Here is a 19,291-nt window from a genome sequence, read left to right on the forward strand (position 1 = left end):
AATATAATTTATAATTTATTTTCAATAAACATGAGATATTTTTCTACATTTTTTCTATACAAAAAAAAAGGATATTTATTTTCTATTTTTTGAAAAAAATATTTAGAATTTTTATATTGATTCATAGAAAAACTTAATAATGCCGCTTTGTAATAATAAAGAGGAGTAGTTATTTCATTCTCTCTGATATTTGCCGCAATAATATAATTTTTTAAAGCTTCTTTTTTATTTTTCATTTGTGTAAAAGCATCGCCTATCATTCCATATTTTATAGCAGGTAACATTTCATCTTTTGCAGAAAAATTTTTCATCATTTTGATAGATTCTTTATAATAACCTAATTTATAATAGCAAATTCCTGCATAAAATTTAGAAATATTTCCTGCTTTTGTAAATGGGTATTTGGAAGCTATCCCATAGAATCCTAAATAATTAATTTTGTCCTTTTTTCTATTTAAAGCTTTATCTATAAAACCTTGATAAAGATATTGTTGAGCGTAATTCAATTCTTTCATAGCTTTTTTTTCTGAAGGGGACAAAAATAATTTTTTGAAAAAAAAACATATAACAATTATTATTATTGATAGAAATATGAAAAAAAAAATTGTATTATTTTTTGTTAAACGTTTCTTTATTTCATTCATTATACATAAATAATAGTAGAACTATAGATCTATAAATTTAATTAATTATAATTAGTTTTTTTTCTTATTACTTCTATGGTTTTTATTCTTTTATTATCCATACTTCTTATAATAAAGGAATAATTTAGAAAATTTATCTTTTGTTTTTTTTTTGGAAATTCTTTATTTATTTCCATGATAAAACCACCTAGAGTGTCAGCGTCTCCTTTTTTTTTCTCAAAATAAACTTCTTCTTTAATTTCCATAATACGATAGAAATTAATTAAGGAAGTTTTCCCATCAAATAAATAATTATTTTGATTTAATTTAGAGTAAGACATATCTTCTTCATCAAATTCATCAATAATATCTCCCACTATCTCTTCGATCACATCTTCAAGAGTAACTAATCCACAAGTCCCTCCATATTCATCTACTACAATGGCTAAATGAATCTTTCTTTTTTTAAAATCATTTAAAAGATCATCTATCTTTTTTTTTTCTGGAACAAAAAAAGGAGGATGAATTAATTGAGTCCATTCAAAATTTCTATCATAAATAAATGGAAGAAGATCTTTAGCAAAAAGTACCCCTTCTATATCATCAATACTATCTTTATAAATAGGGATACGAGAATATCCTTGATAACGAACTAATTCTAAAACATCAGAAAAAATTTTGTTATTATTTAGAGCAAACATATCTATTCTTGGAGTCATAATTTGATGTGTTTCTGTATTTCCAAAATCAACAATTCTTTGCAAGAATTGACATTCTTTAACATTTTTTTGATTTGAAGAAGTGATTTTCAATGCTTTTGAAAGTTGATCTACAGAAATTAAATTCTTTTTTTTAATCACTTTTTTTTCTATAAACTTTGAAATAAAAATTATTATCCTGCTAATAGGATCCAGTATTTTACTAAGAAAAATCAATGGTTTTGACATAAAAACTGCAAAACGAAAATTATTTTTACTAGCATATATTTTAGGGATAATCTCTCCGAATAAAAGCAAAATAAAAGTAAGAAGCCCCACTTCTAAAAGAAAATTAATAGGAACATGAAACTGATTATAAACAATCAAACATTCATTTTCTAAAAATTCTGTTATTAAATAGGAACTTAATATCACGATTCCAATATTCGAAAAATTGTTGGAAATTAATATTGTAGCCAAGAGTTTTTTTCTATCTCTAAGAATTTTTAATACGAGATTTCCTTTATGAGAGTTTTTTTTTCTCTCTCTGTCAATAGTTTTTTTTTCTATACAAAAAAAAGCAGTTTCTGATCCAGATATTAGTGCAGAAAACAATAGAAGTATTATTATTAATGCAAAATATAAAATTAAATATAAAGTACTTTCTAAAAAAATATTCGTAGAAGATTCTTTTTCCAATAGATTAAATTTTGATGATAATTTTTAGAAAAAAAAATTGCGAAAATAAAATTGTATAATCCATTCCATATATAAGTTCATCACTAAATCATTTTTTCATGTTTTAAAAATAATACAATGGGACTAGGAAAAGGATATTTTCCTATTTCATCATGTGGGACAAAAAAAAATTATCAAAAAATATCTTTTTTTTAAAATATCTTAAAATTTCACAATTTAAAAATTGAATAAATAAAATTTGATGAGTAATTTTATGTTTGGTTTGATAAATAATCATGATATTAGAAGAAACAATCCTAAATTTTTTCCAAATTTTATCTTTAATTTCATGATTAGTAAGATTTTTTTTTGATTCTATCAAAGGGAAATCATAAAGCCCTTTCCATATATCTTTGGAAGATCTTTTATTGAGACAAATATTTTTATTATGATCACACATGAAAATATAGTAAAAATATCTATGTTTTAGAACAGATTTTTTTATTTTTTTTACAGGAAGTTTGTATACAGTATCATTTTTAATGGAAAAACAAGAATTTTTAACTGGACATAATAAACATTTTGTATTTTTTGGAGTGCATAAAATAGAACCAATATCCATAATTGCTTGATTAAAAATCCCCGGATATTCAAAATCCATCATTTTTAAAATTGTAACTCTAAAAAGTTTTTTTGTAGCAGTAGATGTTATATCATCGTAAATTCCCAAATATCTGGAAAACACTCTATAAGCATTTACATCAACAGCAGGAATTACTTCATTAAAACATATAGAAGCCACAGCAGCTCCTGTATATGAACCTATTCCCTTATATTTTATTAATTCTTTATATTTTTTTGGAAAAAAATTGTCTTTTTTTAATTTTTTAGCAAAAGAATGTAAATTTTTTGCTCTGGAATAATAACCTAATCCTTCCCATTCTTTTAATACGTTTCTTTCGTCCGCTTGAGCTAACTTTTCTAAGTTTGGAAATTTTTTTATAAAGTTTGAATAATATTTTATAGTTTTTGAAACTCTTGTTTGTTGTAACATAAATTCTGAAACTAATATATAATATGGATTTTTAGTCTCTCTCCAAGGAAGTTTTCTATGATTTTTTTCGTACCAATTTATTATTTTTTTAGAAAAATCCATATATGTTTAATTTTAGAGCAATTTTATAAAAAATTGGTATATTTAGGAAACCGAATTTTGTTATTCGATATAATGATTTAACATGACAAAAGCAGATATAATAACAGAAATCATATCAGAAACTGGATCTGAGAGAATTGATACGCAAAAGGTGATAGAAACATTTATGAAAAAAATAAAACAAAGTCTTACTTCTGGAGAAAATGTTTATTTAAGAGGATTTGGATCATTTATTATTAAATATCGAGCGAAAAAACTTGGACGTCATATTTCAAAAGATGAATCTATTGTAATTCCTGCGCATAACATTCCAGCATTTAAGCCGGCAAAATCTTTTACCGAATTAGTAAAGAAAAATGTTCCTATAAAAAAATAATTACACAGTAGGGATATTGAATCAACAACGACCTAAAATTATGCCAAACGGAAAAAAAAGAAAAAGACGTAAGATCGCTACCCATAAAAGAAAAAAAAGAAATAGAAAAAATAGGCATAAAAAAAAATAAAACTTAATTAATCTATTGTAGTTTCTAAAACTTTTTTCCTTGTTTTTATGTATGTATGAATAAAGATAAAGAGTTAATTATAAATGCAGAAGAACAAGAAGTAAAAATAGCTCTTTTAGAAGAAGGTAAATTACTAGAGCTTCATAGAGAGGTTTTCAATCAAGAATTCTCTGTAGGAGATATCTATTTAGGAATAGTAAAAAAAATTTTGTATGGATTAAATGCTGCTATCATCGATATAGGACATTCAAAATGTGCTTTTTTACATTATAACGATCTTGGATTTCAAATAGATAAAATGTTAGAGATAGTTTCTATGAATACAAAAACAAAATTTGTATCTAACAATTTGGAAAAATTTGAAAAAACAGAAAACAGAAATTCTATAGATAATATATTACATCCTGGACAAAAAATTTTAGTTCAAATTTCTAAAGAACCTATTTCTAATAAAGGCCCAAAATTAACTGCAAAAGTATGCATACCAGGAAGATATTTAATCCTCATTCCTTTATCAGAAAAGATTTCTATTTCTAAAAAAATAAAAAATGTAAAGGAAAAAAGTAGATTGATTTCTTACATAAGAAAGACAAAACCTAATGAATTTGGTATTATTATTCGTACAGCCTCCTATAATAAAACAGAAGAAGTTTTGAATGTAGAACTGATTTTTTTAATCAAAAAATGGAAAAGAACATTGAAAAATCTGATTAAATTACCTCCAATTAGAGTTTTGAGCGAAATTAGCAAAACTTATTGTTTATTAAGAGATACATTAAATGATGATTTTAAATCTATTTATTGTAATAATAGTCTTCTTTGTCAAGAAATTCATTCATATTTATCTTTAATTGCTCCGGAAAAAACTAACATAATTAAATATTATAAAGAAAATATTCCCATATTTGAAAAATATGGAATAGAAAAACAAATACAAATTTTTTTAGGGAGAAATGTTCCTCTTGAAAATGGTGCTTATCTTATTATAGAACATACTGAAGCTTTACATGTTATAGATGTTAATAGTGGAATGAATAATCACATGAAGAAAAATTGTACAGAATTGGAAAGAATTGATAATATATTAAAAATTAATATATTAGCGGCTACAGAAATAGCTAGACAACTTAGATTAAGAGATATGGGAGGGATAATTGTAGTCGATTTTATAGACATGTCTGAATCTATTCATAGGAAACAGTTATATGAACATTTAAAGGAAAAAATGAAAAATGACAGGGCAAAACACAAAATATTGCCTCCAAATAAATTTGGGTTAGTTCAATTTACTCGTCATAGAGTAAGACCTGAGTTGAAAATGAATATTGATAATAATGAAAAATCTAAAAATTCTCCTATGAATTATATTCATCGTTTAGAATTTGTTCTAGAATCTATTATAAAAAATAAAAATCATCAGGGAATACAATTACATATACATTCTTTTGTTTCATCTTATTTGAAAAAAGGATTTCCTTCTATTCAACAAAAATGGTTGTTAAAATATAAAAAATGGATTAAAATAATTCCAAGAGACACGTTTGGATATACAGAATACCAAGTATTCAATAAAAATCACAAAATGATATCTTCTTCTTTTCATTGATTTACAATGAAAAATGATTATTAGTGGGCGTGGTGAAATTGGTAGACACGTCAGACTTAGGATCTGATGCCTATTAAGCGTAAGGGTTCGAATCCCTTCGCCCGCATTTTATGATTTTATTTTTATATAATATTCCTTTTTTTGTATCCTATATAAATTTGTCTAGGTCTTCCTATGGGATCTCTATTAAATTTTATTTCTTTCCAATGTGCCATCCACCCTGGTAATCTTCCTAAAGCAAACATAACAGTGAACATGTCTTTTGGAATACCTATAGCTTGATAAATAATTCCTGAATAAAAATCAATATTAGGATAAAGTTTTTTTTCCACAAAATAAGAATCTTGAAGAGCTTTTTGTTCAAGAGTTTTTGCTAATTCTAAAATTGGATCAAAAATTTCTAATTTTTTGATGAGATTTTCAGCTACTTCTTTCGCTATTTCCGCTCTAGGATCAAAATTTTTATAAATTCTATGTCCAAATCCCATCAATCGAAATGGATCTTTCTTATTTTTTGCTTTTTCTACCCATTTTTTTATATTTCCTCCACTATTTAAAATAGTTTCTAACATTTCAATTACAGCTTGATTGGCTCCTCCATGTAATCTTCCCCAAAGAGCACTAATTCCTGCAGATATAGATGAAAATAGTCCTGAATGAGCAGAACCCAATAAACGGACAGTGGTTGTTGAGCAATTTTGCTCATGATCAGCATGTAATATTAATAGTTTATCCAAAGCATCCGTAATAATAGGATTTTGTTGGTAAGATTTATTGGGAATAGAAAAAAACATCTTTAATAAATTGGAAGTATAATCAAGATTATGATCTGCATAAGAAGGAGGAAGCCCTACTTTTTTTCTGTAAGTTAAAGCAGCTAATATAGGGAGTTTAGCTAAAAGATGAAGATACATATCTTCTTCTTGTTGACAATTTGTAAACGCAGTTAAAATATAGGTTAAAGAAGATAATATTCCCATTGGATGATAATTATCAGGTATTTTATCAAGTATTTGATAAATTTCCTGATTAATATGATTGAATTTTTTTATTTTTTCAGAGAAAGATTTCAATTGTGCAGTATTGGGAAGTTCTCCATTTAAAATTAGATAACTCGTTTCCATAAACGAACACTTATTAATAATTTGTTCAATAGGATACCCTCTATATAAAAGCTCTCCTTTTTCTCCATCTATGAAACTGATAGAACTTTTGGCTATTCCTGTATTTTTTAATCCTGGATCAAATGTGATCAACCCTGTATTTTCTCTTAATTTAGAAATATTAATGGCTTTTTCGTAAAAAGTTCCATAAACTACAGGAAGCTTATAATGACATCCATTAATATCGAAATGAACAATACTGCACATATAAAATAAATTTTAAAATATATAATATAAATAAAATGTAGTTCTCCATATTTTTAGATAATCATCTCATCAAATGAAATTAGGGTTTGAAATCCTTTATTATAAAAATAATTTCTCATTCCTTTCCTAAAGCTGATCAAAACAAAATCCCCTCCCCATGCTCCTAAACTTTTAATTAACCCTAAATAATCTGGAAAATATGTTTCTTTAATAGTAGGAATATTTAATATCTTTGATATAATCATCTCATGTTTTAGTAATAATTTTTCAAATTCTTCCAATGTCTTACAAAAAGGGATTTTTTGAGTAATAGAAGATATAGACTCAATACTTTGAGTTGGTATATTTTTTTTAGAACGAAAAAATTGTATTCCATCACAAGTATTTTGTTTTTTATTGAGATGAAGAAAAAAAAGTTGATTTCTAAATGGAGGATTAAAATTTATAGGAATAATATAAGGTTTTTTTTTATATAATTTATAAATTATTGGTTTTGAAGTAGAAACGCATGCTATATCATATCCACTTCCTGGAAAATCATTTCCTAATAACATATATGGATCTATTTTAGCCCATTTCGCTATGTTATGAATTAAAGTTGAACTACTTCCCAACCCCCAATTTCTAGGAAATTCTAGTTTTGTTTTTACATGTATTCCCAATGAACTATTAAGAAAACTTTTTTGAAGTTTTTTGGATTTTAATAATAGATATCTTAGATTTTTTGCTATTTTTTTTTCTGTTTCATAAAAAATTTCTAAAGAAGGAAGTTTGAAAATAACTTCAAACCAAGGTTTATTAATTTCGTCATAACTCTTCCAATGCAAAAAAGAAGAAAAATTCCGTTTTAATATAGTTAACGATTGTCCTTTTATTGTAGGTAAAGCTAAACCACAAGCTCCACATAAAATAAAATATTCTCCTGTTAACAAAAGTTTTCCATGACTATAAAAATGATTCTCATGTTGATGCATGATCACATGGTTTTATATTTTTTTTTCAAAATTTCTTAAAATTTTTCTAATTAAACCTTGCAAAATCTTTCCTGGACCTATTTCTGTAAATGAAATAGCTCCATGAGAAATCATGTTTTCTATAGATTGTTTCCATTTTACAGGAGAAGTCAATTGTTCTACAAGATTTTTTTTGATATCGTTAGATTTTATAACCGATTGAGCATTTACATTTTGATATATTGGACATTTAGAGTCTTTAAAAGAAATTTTTTTTAAAAATTTTTTTAATTTTTTTCTAGCTGGTTCCATAATGGGAGAATGAAAAGCTCCATGAACAGGAAGAATGAATATTCTTTTAGCACCTTTTTTTTCTAAAGAAGAACAAACTCTTTTAAGAGCTTTATATTCTCCGGAAATGACTAGTTGTTCAGGTCCATTATAATTAGACGGAACAATAATTCCACTATCATCTTTACAAATATCTTCTACAATAGAATCTTCCAGCCCAAATATTACAGCCATTCCTCCATGAATTGATTCACAAATTTCTTGCATAATCGAAGCTCTTTTATTGACTATTCTCAACCCATTTTCAAAAGAAAATACATCAACTGCAGCTAAAGCAGAAAATTCCCCAAGAGAATGCCCAGCGACCATATCAGGTTCAAAATTATTTGATATTTTTGCTTTTATAACTGAATATATATAAATTGCAATCTGTGTGTATTTTGTTTGTTTTAAAATATCCATAGATCCTTCAAACATTATAGATGTGATTCGAAACCCTAAAATTTCATCAGATAATTGGAATAATTCTCTAGCCAAATGAGAGTTTTTATATAAGTTTTTTCCCATTCCTATAAATTGAGATCCTTGACCAGGAAATAGATAAGCTTTCATAAGAATAAAAAATTTGTTTAAAATTAATAATTATATGAAAATTACTGATACGCATGCTCATCTTTATATGAAAGATTTTAATGAAGACATTGATTTTGTAATTCAAAAAGCTTTGATTCAAGGAATACACAGATTTTTTATTCCTTCTATAGATTCTTCCGATATTCCAAATATATTAAAATTAGAAAAAAAATATCCTAACATATGTTATGCGATGATAGGGCTTCATCCTAATAGAGTTTTTCCAGATAATTTAGAAAAAGAATTAAATAGTATTGAAAAATGGTTATGGAAACATTCTTTTATTTCTGTAGGAGAAATTGGAATGGATCTTTATTCAGAAAAAAAGTTTCTTTCAGAACAAGAATACGCTTTTCAGATTCAAATAAAATGGGCAAGAAAAAAAAAACTCCCCATAGTTCTACACTGTAGAAAAGCTTTTGATCATATTTTTAATATTTTATCAAAAGAATCTTCTATTAAAGGAATATTTCATTGTTTTTCTGGAACTTTAGATCAAGCAAAAAAAATTATTGATTTTGGAATGAAAATAGGAATTGGAGGGATGATCACTTTCAAAAACAATCATGTCAGTCAATTTTTGCATAAAATAAGTTTGGATCATCTAGTTCTAGAAACGGATTCCCCCTATCTTTCTCCACATCCTTTTAGAGGAAAAAGGAATGAACCAAAAAATTTAAGAATAATTTTAAAAAAACTTTCTCAAATTTATTCTACATCAGAAGAAAAAATAGCCGACATCATTCATATAAATGTAGAAAACTTATTTTTTTCATAATATTGATTCATATCATTTTTGATGGATTGACTAATTTTTCAAATTTTTCTTCAGTTAAATATCCTAATCGAATTGCTTCTTCTTTTAAAGTCTTATTATTTTCATAAGCAGATTTTGCTATTTCTGCTGATTTTTCGTATCCAATATGAGTATTCAATGCTGTGACTAACATCAAAGATTTATCCAAAAATTCTTTAATTCTTTGATTATTTGGTTTGATCCCTTTCACACAAAAAGAAGAAAAAGAAGTACAAGCATCTGCAAGAAGTTGGGAAGATTGTAAAAAATTATACACTATTAATGGTTTAGATACATTTAATTCGTAGTTTCCTGAAGACGCTGCCATGGAAATGGAGACATCGTTTCCTAAAACTTGTGTACAAACCATCATAATAGCTTCACATTGAGTAGGATTTATTTTTCCAGGCATGATAGAAGAACCAGGTTCATTTTCAGGAATGAAAATTTCTCCAATTCCTGAACGTGGTCCAGAAGCTAAAAAACGAATATCATTCGATATTTTTATTAAAGAAACGGCTATTTGTTTCAAAGCTCCGTGAGACTCTACCATAGCATTATGAGATGATAAAGCTTCAAATTTATTCTTTGCGATTTTAAAAGGAAAACCTGTATATCTACATATATATTCAGTCACTTTTGCATCATATCCTTTAGGGGCATTTAATCCAGTTCCCACAGCGGTTCCCCCTATAGCTAATTCAGAAAGATGATCTAAAGTTTTTTCAATAGAATCTAATCCATGATCCATTTGAGAGAAATAACCGGAAAATTCTTGCCCTAAAGTGATGGGGGTTGCATCCATCAGATGGGTTCTTCCTATTTTAATCACATTTTGAAATAATTTTGATTTTTTTTTTAAAGTTTCTTTTAATTTCTTAATAGAAGGAATAGTTTTTTCTATCAACTTTTTATAAGAAGCAATATGCATTGCTGTAGGAAAAGTATCATTAGATGATTGAGACATATTAACATCATCATTTGGGTGAATAAAAGATTTTCCTTGACCAAGGACCCCTCCTGTTAAAACGTGAGCTCTATTAGAAATCACTTCATTAATATTCATATTGGTATGAGTTCCAGATCCTGTTTGCCATATAACTAAAGGAAATTGATCATTTAATTTTTCTTCTATAATTTCATCACAAACTAAAGAGATAATATCTCTTTTTTTTTTAGACAAAAGACCAAATTTATAGTTTGCATGAGCAGCAGCTTTTTTTAAAAAACCAAAGGAATGAATAATTTCTATAGGCATAGAAGCTTCTGAACCTATTCTAAAATTTTTCCTTGATCTTTCTGTTTGCGCTCCCCAGTATTTATCTACAGGAACTTTCACCTCTCCCAAAGTATCTTTTTCTGTTCTATAAATCATAGTCCTATTTTTTTTTACTAAATTATAGAAAAAATTATAACTTTTTATTTATTAAAAAATGATGATAATTAAGTTTATAGGATTTTTACTTTTTTTGTTAGTAATTATATCTGGTTTTTGGTGTGTTTTTTTTCTATCTTTTTTTAGTATTTACTGGATTATCATAGGGATATTCATCAATTTGATTATGAATTTTATAAAAAGAAAAGAAAAAATATAAAATGTTAAAAAACAAATACTTATGGATAAGTTTTTGTTTTTTTATATGGATGTTTTTTTTTGATTCTAATTCTTTAATATTACATTATAAGTTTGAGAATAGTATCAAAGAAATGACATTAGATAGAGATTCTTTAAAAAAGAAAATTTTATCAGAAGAAAACCATTTAAAAAAATTGACTACAGATCCTAAATATCTAGAAAAATTAGCAAGAGAAAAATTTTATATGAAAAAAAAAGATGAAGATTTATTTTTGATATCCAGAAAAAATCAGATGGAACTGATAAAAATAACATAATAGTTAACGTCCCATATAAATAAGCAAAATACTTAAATCGGAAGGAGATACACCACTGATTCTTGATGCTTGCGCCAATGATACTGGACGATAATAATCTAATTTTTCTCTTGCTTCTAAGGAAAGAGATTGAATTTTTTTATAATCAAAATTATTTGGAATTTTTAGATTTTCTAATTTTAATAATTTTTTCGCATTTTCTTTTTCCCTATCTATATATCCTTTATATTTGATTTGAATACTAACTTGTTCTAATATTTCTTGATTAAAATCGTTTTTTTTAATTTCTTCCATTAGAAACGGAATGGATATAATGTCTTTTATATCAATCTCAGAACGAGATAAAATAGTTTCTATTTTTTTTTCATTATATATTCTAGGAGAATTTTTATCATCTAAAATGGGATTTATAACTTTCGGTTCAAAATTTCTTTTTTGAAATAGATCCATGCATTTTTCTATTTTGGATTTTTTTTTATCTAATATTTTCATTTTTTCTTCCGAAATTAAACCAATATTGTATCCCATAGGTGTTAATCTGACATCTGCATTATCTTGCCGTAATAACATTCTATATTCAGCTCTTGAAGTAAACATTCTATAAGGTTCTTCTGTCCCTTTTGTAATTAAATCATCTATTAAAACACCAATATAAGCTTGATTTCTTTTAAGAATAAACGGTTCTTCTCTACGAATTTTTAAATGAGCATTGATTCCTGCCATTAATCCTTGAGCAGCAGCTTCTTCATATCCAGTAGTTCCATTAATTTGTCCAGAAAAAAAAAGATTTTTTATAACCTTACTTTCCAAAGTGGGTTTCAATTGTTCGGGAGGAAAGTAATCGTATTCTATTGCATATCCAGGTCTTAATATTTTCACTTTTTCAAATCCAGAAATTTTTTTTAATGATTGATATTGTACTTCTTCTGAAAAAGAAGTGGAAAATCCATTTACATACACTTCTACAGTATTCCACCCTTCAGGTTCTACAAAAATAGGATGTTCTTCTTTATTAGAAAATCTAAAAATCTTTTCTTCTATAGAAGGACAGTATCTGGGGCTGATCCCTTGAATAGATCCTGTAAAAATTGGAGAAAAATTGAAATTTTTACGTATTAAATCATGTACTTTTTGATTTGTATAAGTTATATAACATTTTCGTTGTCTAGTTAATTTTTTTGTTTCATAAGAAAAAGAAAATTTTTTTGGATGAGAATCTCCATCTTGAGATTTCATTTTTTCATAATTTAAAGTACGTCCATCTACCCTTGGGGATGTTCCCGTTTTCATTCTCCCACATTTCAATCCAAAGTATTTGGTTAACTGTTCCGTGATTCCCTTAACTTCTTTTTCTGCTATTCTTCCTCCATCAATTTTTTTTTTCCCAATATGTATTTTTCCATTTAAAAAAGTACCATTTGTAAGTATAACTGATTTTCCTTTAATTTTTAATCCCAAAAAAGTTTTTACACCTTTCACTTGATCTTTTTCTATAATTAAAGAAGTCACTGTATCTTGATATAGATCTAATTGAACATTTTTTTCTAAAAAAAATCTCCAATAATAGGAGTATAATTTTCTATCGCATTGAGCTCTAGGGCTCCACATTGCTGGTCCTTTGGACTTATTTAGCATTCTAAATTGAATCATGCTATAATCAGCAATGATTCCAGAATATCCCCCTAAAGCATCTATTTCTCTAATCATTTGTCCTTTGGCTATGCCTCCTACAGCTGGATTACATGACATTTCACCTATAGTTTGTAAATTTGTAGTAATAAGCAAAGTTTTTGACCCCATATTAGAAGATGCGGATGCGGCTTCTGCTCCAGAATGGCCTCCACCAACCACTATAATATCATATATATCTAAAAACATGATTATTTTTTCAATAAATTTAAATAAAACTCTTCTTTTTTTTTCATTATCTTTTTATCCATTTTTTTTTGATCATCATATCCTAAAAGATGTAATACAGCATGTATCATCACACGTTTCAATTCAACCAGGAAAGATTGATTCCATTGTTTAGAATTCTCTAAAACACGGTCTACACTAATGAATATATCTCCAGATATCCATTTATCGATAGAATAATTAAATGAAAGTACATCTGTATAAAAATTTTTTTGCAAATATTTTTTATTCATGTCTAAAAGAAAATTATCATTACAAAAAACATAATTTATATTGCCAATATACATACCTTCATTATTTAACAAAATACAAATTTCTTTAATAAAAAAAGATTTTTCTTGAATCTGAAAATAAGGAATCTCATAAAATAATCTAATCATTATTTCTTATTTTAATAAGATAATTAAGAATAATTTTTACATATTTTGACAAGAATCAAAAAAATAATTCCAAACGTTTTTACTTTATTGAACTTATTTTGTGGGTGCATATCCATAATTTTTTTACAATCAAAAAATTATGAAGGTTCTGCTTTTGCTACTTTCTTCTCAATAATTTTTGATTTATTAGATGGTTTTGTGTCTAGACTGATAAAAAACGAAAATCAATTCGGAAAAGAATTAGATTCTCTCGCTGATATGGTTTCTTTTGGAATAGTTCCATCCATAATAGTTTTTCTTTTATTGAAAACAATGAAAAAAAAAATACCATTTATTGAATGGTTTTCTTTTTTTATTTCCATTTTTTCCGCATGTCGTTTAGCTAAATTTAATATGAATCCTTATAATAATTATAGAGGATTGACAACCCCTATCAATACTTTATTTTTTTCTTCTTTATCTATTGTAACGAATTCTTCTACAGTCCCTCTTTTCATAAAAAATTTTATAATGTCTCCTATCATAATATTTTTTCTGATATTATTTTCTTGTTATTTTTTGGTCTCTAAAATACCAATGATTTCGTTTAATTTTCAAGGGTTATCTTGGAAAAAGAATAAAATACGTTATTTTTTCTTATTGATTAGTACATTTCTTTTATTAACTTTACATGTCGTAGCTTTACCATGCATTATTATTTTTTACATAACAATTTCAACCTATTTTCATAGATTGAAAAATTCATAATAAATATCTTACATATGAAATTAAAACTTCATCGTCCCATTTGTTTCTTTGATATAGAAGCAACAGGAATCAATATCGGAAAAGATAGAATTATAGAAATATCCATATTAAAAATATTTCCTAATGGAAATCAAGAAAATAAAACTTGGTTAGTTGACCCTGGTATTCCTATACCTCCGCAATCAACAGCTATTCATGGAATTAAAGATGAAGATGTCGCAGGAAAACTTAGATTTAAAGATGTGTCCGTTCTCATTTTTAAAATGATTGAAAATACAGATCTAGCAGGATATAATTCTAATAGATTTGATATTCCAATTTTAGCAGAAGAAATGCTTCGTTCAGGAATATCTTTTGATATAAAAAAATACAAAACTATAGACGTACAAGTTATATTTCATAAAATGGAACCTAGGACTCTTTCTGCTGCTTATAAATATTATTGCAGTAAAAATCTCATGAAAGCTCATAGTTCAAAAGCAGATGCATTTGCTACATATGAAATATTACTAGCACAATTGGAAAAATATGAAAATTTGAAAAAAGATGTTAAAAGTCTAAATCAATTTTCTCATCAAAAAAATATAGCAGATCTTGCTGGATTTATCAAAATAGATGAAGAAGGAAACGAAATATTTAATTTTGGAAAATATAAAGGAGAAAAAGTTTTTGAAATCTTTGAAAAAGACCCCAATTATTATGGATGGATACAAAATTCAGATTTTCCCTTATACACAAAAAAAATATTAACAGGAGTTAAATTAAGGAGATTCAATAAATCTTAAAAAACCATCATCTAACAAGATCTTCTAATCTTTTTGAGATAAAAGCAGTGAGATTTTTCCCTTGAAGCAAATTTTTGGATAAAAGAGTTAAATTCAAAGCTTCTTGAATCATTTCTTTTCTTTTATCTTCATATGTTTCTTGTAATATTTTTTTCATCAAAATATGATTTGTATTTACTATCAATTGATAATATTCTTTTTGATCTTTTTCTTTTACAATTTCCCTTCCTATAGAATTCATTTCTTTGATTCTTCTTAAAAACTCTGGAACGATAATTAAAAAAGGAGAATCTTTTTTGGATAAATTTTCTAATTGTATAGAAAATTTATATTCATCCACTAAATGATTACTAATAAAACTTATCAAATCTTGTTTTTCTTTTTCAGAAAGTTCTGAGTCATATTTTTTTTCTTTATCAATTAATTTTTCAATATGATCTGAGTCTACTCTAACAAAAGAAATTTCCTTGTCATAAAATTCCAACTTTTGCATTAAATGAACTGAAAGTGGACTATCCAAAATTAAAACTTCATAATTCCTATTTTTTGCTTCTTTAATGTAACTATGTTGTTCTTCTTTATCTGAAGAATAAAGAAAAACAATTTTTCCTTCTTTATTTTTTTGGGTTGGACTTATTTTTTCTTTAAACTCTTCTAAAGTAAAATAAATGTTATTGACAGTAGAAAAAATTAAAAATTTAATAGCTTTATCAAAAAAGTTTTGTGTACTAATCATTCCGTATTCCACTATAATTTTTATATCTTCCCATTTTTTTTGAAAATCTTCTCTATTTATTGTAAATAGAGAATTTAACTTATCAGAAACTTTTCTTGTTATGTATCTAGATATGTTTTTTACAGATGTATCGGATTGTAAATGAGAACGTGATACATTAAGTGGAATATCTGGAGAATCTATAACTCCTTTTAATAAGCTCAGAAAATCTGGAACAATTCCTTCTAAATTATCCGTGATATAAACCTGATTTTGATACAAATGAATTTTGTCTTTCTGTATGTCAATTCTTCTTTCTATTTTAGGAAAAAATAAAATTCCTGTCAGATGAAAAGGATGATCTATATTTAAATGCACCCAAAATAAAGGATCTTCTAACTGATTAGGATATAATTCATGATAAAAATCTAAATAATTTTTATCAATCAATTGAAGTGGATTTTTATTCCAAGTAGGATGAATATTATTGACAATAGTTTCTTTATCGTTATCTTCTTTGGAAGATAAATGGATTTCTACAGGAAGAAATTTGCAATATTTTTGTAGTAATTTTAAAATACGATTATATTCTAAAAATTCCTTACTATCTTCATTAAGAAATAAAACGATTTCTGTTCCTCTATCTCTTTTTTCAATTTCTTTCATAATAAAATTAGGAGATCCTTCGCAGGACCAAAATATAGATGAAGCTTCTTTTTGATAAGATTGAGTAAAAATCATGACTTTATTAGATACCATAAAAGAAGAATAAAAACCCAAGCCAAAATGACCAATAATATGACTATCTTTTGTAGATGTATTATATTTCTTAATAAATTCTTCTGCTCCAGAAAAAGCTATTTGATTAATATATTTTTTTACTTCTTCTTTGGTCATTCCAATTCCATTATCTATTACATGAATAGTTTTATTTTTTTGATTTATTAGAACACGAATTTTCAAATCATCTTCAATATCATCCAAATTTTCCAATTTAGCTATAGTTTTCAATTTAATAATAGCATCTGTTGCATTAGAAACAAGTTCACGCAAAAAAACTTCTTGATCAGAATAAAGAAATCTTTTAATGATAGGGAAAATATTATTTGAAGTAACACTAATTTTATTATCCTCCATAAAACTAAATTATTGAAAAAAGAAAAATAAAACAAAGATCATACCATAATAAATTAAGAAGACAAAATGTCATTTTTCATTATTTTTATCTTCAAAAAAACAATCTATAAATTTTTTTCCATCAAATTTTTTCAAATCTTGTATTTTTTCACCTGTTCCTAGATATTGTATGGGAATTTTGAATTGATCCATAATTCCTATTACTACACCCCCCTTAGCTGTCCCTTCTATTTTTGTCAATATAATAGAAGAAATTTTAACAAAATAAGTAAACTTTTTGACCTGTTCAAAAGCGTTTTGACCTGTGCTGGCGTCTAAAACAAGCATAATTTCATGAGGTGATTCAGGTATAATTTTTTTCATGACTCTACTTATTTTAGATAGCTCTTCCATCAAACCAATACGATTTTGTAATCTACCAGCTGTATCAATTAAAACCACATCTTTTTTTCTGGATTTAGCAGATTGTAAGGTATCATATGCGACAGATGCTGGATCTGCATGCATATGTTGTTTTATTAAAGGAACTTGAGCTTTATTTGCCCATATTTCAAGTTGATCAATGGCTGCTGCCCTAAATGTATCAGAAGCTCCTATAATTAAATCAAAACCTTTTTTTTTTAAAAAAAAAGCTAATTTTCCAATTGTAGTTGTTTTTCCTACTCCATTGACTCCGACCATCATAATTACATATGGTTTTTTATGATATTTTATTTTTTTTTCTAAACATTCATTTTTAATATCTATAAAAATATTTTCTATCTCTTTTTTAAGAAGATCATATAGGTCTTGTATATTACTATATTTTTCTTTTTGAATTCTTTTTTCTAAATTATTGATGATTTTTATAGTAGTTTTTGTCCCTATGTCTGCAGACAATAAGAGATCTTCCATCTGATCGATTACATTTATTTCTATTTTTGATTTTCTCAAAAAAAGATTTTTTATTTTATAAAAAAAGGATTCTCTAGTTTTTTTCAATTCATGATGAAATATCTTTTCTGATTCCTTTTCCTTTTTTAGAAAAAACATTATAAATAACTACTTTTTTATAAAAAAAATCTTGACTTCCTCATCAGAGATAATTTTATTTTCAAAGGTATAAAAACCAGATTTTTTAGATTTAACTATTTTTATCGCCAAAGTCATTTTTTTTGATAATTTTTTTTTATTATTTTTCACCATCTTTTTAGACATATTATTTTTTTTATTTTATTTCTTTATGAATTGTATATTTTCTTAAAAATGGATTATATTTTTTTAATTCAATTCTATTCGGAGTATTTTTTTTGTTTTTTGTTGTAACATATCTAGAACAACCAGGTATTCCACTTTTTTTTTGTTCAACACATTCTAATATGACTTGTATTCTATTTCCTTTTTTAGCCATTTTTATTAATCTTTATGTTTTTTTTGTAACGTTTTAGTGCGTTTTCAATCCCTATTTTATTAATAAGTTTGACTCCATAAGCACAAATTTTTAAAGTAATCCATTTTTTTTCTTTTGTTAAAAAAAAACGTTTTTTACATAAGTTAATATTAAAACGACGTTTTTTTTTATTATTTGCATGAGAAACTCTATTTCCTATCATTGCTTTTTTTCCTGTCAATTCACAAACTTTTGACATAATAGTTTTTTTTGCTAAATTTAATTGAATTGCTAATTTAGCATAAAAAAAGAAAGACGCTTCATGTCAGGACATAGTAAGTGGACAAATATACAACATAGAAAATCTAATCAAGATTTCAGGAAATCTAGAAAATTTTCCAAAATCATAAAAGAAATAACTATCGCTGTTAAAGAATCAGGAACTAACAATTTTCGTTTCAGAAACGCGATTATGAATGCAAAATCAGTTAATGTCCCTAAAAGCACTATAGAAAAAGCCATAAAAAAAGCCTTACAAATAAAAACAGACAATTACAAAAATTTAAATTTAGAAGGAAATATTCATGGAGTAAGTTTAATTATAGAATGTATGACAAATAATAGTATTCGTACAATTTCTAATATCAGAATATTTTTGAAGAAAAATGGAGGAAGACTATGTCATAATGGAGAGTTAACTCATTTATTTCATAGAATAGGTGTATTTTATATAAAAGAAAAAGATATTCATTATTCAATGGAAGATTTTGAATTAATGACAATAGATTTTGGAGCTAAAGATTTTTTACAAAAAAACGATATGGTTTCTATATACACAGATTTTGAATACTTTGGATCTATGAAAAACCATTTAGAAAAATTAGAAATATTCCATGAATATCAAGTAATACGTGTTCCTAAACAAATAATGAAATGGATTTCAAAAGAAAAGAAAGAAAAAATTTTGAATTTAATTGAAAAACTTGAAAAAAATGAAGATGTAGAAAACACTTACTCTAATTTAGAAATTAAATAAAA

General features: G+C 25.7%; 21 protein-coding genes and 1 tRNA gene. 8 read left to right on the plus strand and 14 right to left on the minus strand.

Annotation, left to right across the window (positions count from 1 at the left end; genetic code table 11):
* Positions 1-8: 8 nt before the first annotated feature.
* From H0H47_RS00475 to mutY, 3 genes are all read right to left on the minus strand, one after another.
* Positions 9-644, minus strand: a complete 636-nt coding sequence (locus tag H0H47_RS00475; RefSeq protein ID WP_185866097.1) for a tetratricopeptide repeat protein — start codon at positions 642-644, stop codon at positions 9-11.
* A 41-nt stretch (positions 645-685) separates the two neighbouring features.
* Positions 686-2,020 carry a gliding motility-associated protein GldE gene (gene gldE, locus H0H47_RS00480; protein WP_185866098.1) on the minus strand — a complete coding sequence of 445 codons (1,335 nt, stop codon included), beginning with the start codon at positions 2,018-2,020 and terminating at the stop codon, positions 686-688.
* 142 nt (positions 2,021-2,162) lie between these two features.
* Positions 2,163-3,155, minus strand: a complete 993-nt coding sequence (mutY, locus tag H0H47_RS00485) for an A/G-specific adenine glycosylase (RefSeq protein ID WP_238785092.1) — start codon at positions 3,153-3,155, stop codon at positions 2,163-2,165.
* 82 nt (positions 3,156-3,237) lie between these two features.
* Between mutY and H0H47_RS00490 the strand changes: the two genes are divergently transcribed.
* The 3 genes from H0H47_RS00490 to H0H47_RS00500 all read left to right on the plus strand — a co-directional run bounded on the left by H0H47_RS00490 (position 3,238) and on the right by H0H47_RS00500 (position 5,373).
* On the plus strand, positions 3,238-3,531 hold the full coding sequence (locus H0H47_RS00490; RefSeq protein ID WP_185866099.1) for an HU family DNA-binding protein: 294 nt from the start codon (positions 3,238-3,240) through the stop codon (positions 3,529-3,531).
* Between the two features lie 185 nt (positions 3,532-3,716).
* Positions 3,717-5,267 carry an Rne/Rng family ribonuclease gene (locus H0H47_RS00495; protein ID WP_185866100.1) on the plus strand — a complete coding sequence of 517 codons (1,551 nt, stop codon included), beginning with the start codon at positions 3,717-3,719 and terminating at the stop codon, positions 5,265-5,267.
* A 23-nt stretch (positions 5,268-5,290) separates the two neighbouring features.
* Positions 5,291-5,373: transfer RNA gene (locus H0H47_RS00500), tRNA-Leu, on the plus strand.
* A gap of 16 nt (positions 5,374-5,389) precedes the next feature.
* Here H0H47_RS00500 and H0H47_RS00505 read toward each other — a convergent pair.
* Genes H0H47_RS00505 through fabD form a run of 3 tightly spaced genes read right to left on the minus strand, consistent with a single transcriptional unit; the run spans position 5,390 to position 8,493 of the window.
* Positions 5,390-6,637, minus strand: a complete 1,248-nt coding sequence (locus H0H47_RS00505; RefSeq protein ID WP_185866101.1) for a citrate synthase — start codon at positions 6,635-6,637, stop codon at positions 5,390-5,392.
* Between the two features lie 53 nt (positions 6,638-6,690).
* On the minus strand, positions 6,691-7,611 hold the full coding sequence (locus H0H47_RS00510; protein ID WP_185866102.1) for a GYDIA family GHMP kinase: 921 nt from the start codon (positions 7,609-7,611) through the stop codon (positions 6,691-6,693).
* 12 nt (positions 7,612-7,623) lie between these two features.
* The gene (gene fabD, locus H0H47_RS00515; RefSeq protein WP_185866103.1) at positions 7,624-8,493 is read right to left on the minus strand and encodes an ACP S-malonyltransferase; all 870 of its coding nucleotides are present in this window, start codon (positions 8,491-8,493) and stop codon (positions 7,624-7,626) included.
* 34 nt (positions 8,494-8,527) lie between these two features.
* Between fabD and H0H47_RS00520 the strand changes: the two genes are divergently transcribed.
* The gene (locus H0H47_RS00520; RefSeq protein ID WP_185866104.1) at positions 8,528-9,292 is read left to right on the plus strand and encodes a TatD family hydrolase; all 765 of its coding nucleotides are present in this window, start codon (positions 8,528-8,530) and stop codon (positions 9,290-9,292) included.
* 7 nt (positions 9,293-9,299) lie between these two features.
* Here the strand turns inward: H0H47_RS00520 and fumC are convergent, their stop codons facing one another.
* Positions 9,300-10,685 carry a class II fumarate hydratase gene (gene fumC, locus H0H47_RS00525; protein ID WP_185866105.1) on the minus strand — a complete coding sequence of 462 codons (1,386 nt, stop codon included), beginning with the start codon at positions 10,683-10,685 and terminating at the stop codon, positions 9,300-9,302.
* Positions 10,686-10,906: 221 nt separating this feature from the next.
* Between fumC and H0H47_RS00530 the strand changes: the two genes are divergently transcribed.
* Positions 10,907-11,203: an FtsB family cell division protein gene (locus H0H47_RS00530; RefSeq protein WP_238785093.1), complete on the plus strand. Its 297-nt coding sequence runs from the start codon at positions 10,907-10,909 to the stop codon at positions 11,201-11,203.
* A gap of 3 nt (positions 11,204-11,206) precedes the next feature.
* Here H0H47_RS00530 and mnmG read toward each other — a convergent pair whose 3' ends face one another.
* Together mnmG and ybeY are read right to left on the minus strand one after the other, a co-directional pair.
* Positions 11,207-13,081, minus strand: a complete 1,875-nt coding sequence (gene mnmG / locus H0H47_RS00535) for a tRNA uridine-5-carboxymethylaminomethyl(34) synthesis enzyme MnmG (RefSeq protein WP_185866106.1) — start codon at positions 13,079-13,081, stop codon at positions 11,207-11,209.
* A 2-nt stretch (positions 13,082-13,083) separates the two neighbouring features.
* Entirely contained in the window at positions 13,084-13,500 is a 417-nt protein-coding gene (ybeY, locus tag H0H47_RS00540) for an rRNA maturation RNase YbeY (RefSeq protein ID WP_185866107.1), read from the minus strand.
* 45 nt (positions 13,501-13,545) lie between these two features.
* Here ybeY and H0H47_RS00545 point away from each other — a divergent pair, with 45 nt between their 5' ends.
* Together H0H47_RS00545 and H0H47_RS00550 are read left to right on the plus strand one after the other, a co-directional pair.
* Positions 13,546-14,247: a CDP-alcohol phosphatidyltransferase family protein gene (locus H0H47_RS00545; protein WP_185866108.1), complete on the plus strand. Its 702-nt coding sequence runs from the start codon at positions 13,546-13,548 to the stop codon at positions 14,245-14,247.
* Positions 14,248-14,261: 14 nt separating this feature from the next.
* On the plus strand, positions 14,262-15,032 hold the full coding sequence (locus H0H47_RS00550; protein WP_185866109.1) for a 3'-5' exonuclease: 771 nt from the start codon (positions 14,262-14,264) through the stop codon (positions 15,030-15,032).
* Positions 15,033-15,039: 7 nt separating this feature from the next.
* Here H0H47_RS00550 and htpG read toward each other — a convergent pair whose 3' ends face one another.
* The 5 genes from htpG to rpmB all read right to left on the minus strand — a co-directional run bounded on the left by htpG (position 15,040) and on the right by rpmB (position 18,512).
* Positions 15,040-16,884 (minus strand): molecular chaperone HtpG, encoded by a 1,845-nt coding sequence (htpG, locus tag H0H47_RS00555; protein ID WP_185866110.1) that lies wholly within the window; start codon positions 16,882-16,884, stop codon positions 15,040-15,042.
* 69 nt (positions 16,885-16,953) lie between these two features.
* Entirely contained in the window at positions 16,954-17,916 is a 963-nt protein-coding gene (ftsY, locus tag H0H47_RS00560) for a signal recognition particle-docking protein FtsY (RefSeq protein WP_185866111.1), read from the minus strand.
* Between the two features lie 9 nt (positions 17,917-17,925).
* Positions 17,926-18,081 carry a DUF4295 family protein gene (locus tag H0H47_RS00565; protein WP_185866112.1) on the minus strand — a complete coding sequence of 52 codons (156 nt, stop codon included), beginning with the start codon at positions 18,079-18,081 and terminating at the stop codon, positions 17,926-17,928.
* Positions 18,082-18,091: 10 nt separating this feature from the next.
* Positions 18,092-18,274, minus strand: a complete 183-nt coding sequence (gene rpmG / locus H0H47_RS00570; protein WP_185866113.1) for a 50S ribosomal protein L33 — start codon at positions 18,272-18,274, stop codon at positions 18,092-18,094.
* A complete protein-coding gene (gene rpmB, locus H0H47_RS00575; RefSeq protein ID WP_185866114.1) occupies positions 18,267-18,512 on the minus strand; it encodes a 50S ribosomal protein L28 in 246 nt (81 codons plus the stop codon). The genes rpmG and rpmB overlap by 8 nt, the downstream gene beginning before the upstream one ends.
* A 63-nt stretch (positions 18,513-18,575) precedes the next feature.
* Here rpmB and H0H47_RS00580 point away from each other — a divergent pair, with 63 nt between their 5' ends.
* On the plus strand, positions 18,576-19,289 hold the full coding sequence (locus tag H0H47_RS00580) for a YebC/PmpR family DNA-binding transcriptional regulator (protein WP_185866115.1): 714 nt from the start codon (positions 18,576-18,578) through the stop codon (positions 19,287-19,289).
* The last annotated feature ends 2 nt before the right edge of the window (positions 19,290-19,291 follow it).

Origin of the sequence: Blattabacterium cuenoti (assembly GCF_014252075.1) — a bacterium.
Lineage (GTDB): Bacteria > Bacteroidota > Bacteroidia > Flavobacteriales > Blattabacteriaceae > Blattabacterium > Blattabacterium cuenoti_AC.

What these genes read in the sequence shown, in the direction of transcription:
- H0H47_RS00475 (WP_185866097.1), bottom strand. Translation starts at nt 644, where the DNA reads ATGAATGAAATAAAGAAACGTTTAACAAAAAATAATACAATTTTTTTT.
- mutY (WP_238785092.1), bottom strand. Translation starts at nt 3,155, where the DNA reads ATGGATTTTTCTAAAAAAATAATAAATTGGTACGAAAAAAATCATAGA.
- H0H47_RS00490 (WP_185866099.1), top strand. Translation starts at nt 3,238, where the DNA reads ATGACAAAAGCAGATATAATAACAGAAATCATATCAGAAACTGGATCT.
- H0H47_RS00495 (WP_185866100.1), top strand. Translation starts at nt 3,717, where the DNA reads ATGAATAAAGATAAAGAGTTAATTATAAATGCAGAAGAACAAGAAGTA.
- H0H47_RS00505 (WP_185866101.1), bottom strand. Translation starts at nt 6,637, where the DNA reads ATGTGCAGTATTGTTCATTTCGATATTAATGGATGTCATTATAAGCTT.
- H0H47_RS00510 (WP_185866102.1), bottom strand. Translation starts at nt 7,611, where the DNA reads ATGCATCAACATGAGAATCATTTTTATAGTCATGGAAAACTTTTGTTA.
- fabD (WP_185866103.1), bottom strand. Translation starts at nt 8,493, where the DNA reads ATGAAAGCTTATCTATTTCCTGGTCAAGGATCTCAATTTATAGGAATG.
- H0H47_RS00520 (WP_185866104.1), top strand. Translation starts at nt 8,528, where the DNA reads ATGAAAATTACTGATACGCATGCTCATCTTTATATGAAAGATTTTAAT.
- fumC (WP_185866105.1), bottom strand. Translation starts at nt 10,685, where the DNA reads ATGATTTATAGAACAGAAAAAGATACTTTGGGAGAGGTGAAAGTTCCT.
- H0H47_RS00530 (WP_238785093.1), top strand. Translation starts at nt 10,907, where the DNA reads ATGTTAAAAAACAAATACTTATGGATAAGTTTTTGTTTTTTTATATGG.
- mnmG (WP_185866106.1), bottom strand. Translation starts at nt 13,081, where the DNA reads ATGTTTTTAGATATATATGATATTATAGTGGTTGGTGGAGGCCATTCT.
- ybeY (WP_185866107.1), bottom strand. Translation starts at nt 13,500, where the DNA reads ATGATTAGATTATTTTATGAGATTCCTTATTTTCAGATTCAAGAAAAA.
- H0H47_RS00550 (WP_185866109.1), top strand. Translation starts at nt 14,262, where the DNA reads ATGAAATTAAAACTTCATCGTCCCATTTGTTTCTTTGATATAGAAGCA.
- htpG (WP_185866110.1), bottom strand. Translation starts at nt 16,884, where the DNA reads ATGGAGGATAATAAAATTAGTGTTACTTCAAATAATATTTTCCCTATC.
- ftsY (WP_185866111.1), bottom strand. Translation starts at nt 17,916, where the DNA reads ATGTTTTTTCTAAAAAAGGAAAAGGAATCAGAAAAGATATTTCATCAT.
- H0H47_RS00565 (WP_185866112.1), bottom strand. Translation starts at nt 18,081, where the DNA reads ATGTCTAAAAAGATGGTGAAAAATAATAAAAAAAAATTATCAAAAAAA.
- rpmG (WP_185866113.1), bottom strand. Translation starts at nt 18,274, where the DNA reads ATGGCTAAAAAAGGAAATAGAATACAAGTCATATTAGAATGTGTTGAA.
- rpmB (WP_185866114.1), bottom strand. Translation starts at nt 18,512, where the DNA reads ATGTCAAAAGTTTGTGAATTGACAGGAAAAAAAGCAATGATAGGAAAT.
- H0H47_RS00580 (WP_185866115.1), top strand. Translation starts at nt 18,576, where the DNA reads ATGTCAGGACATAGTAAGTGGACAAATATACAACATAGAAAATCTAAT.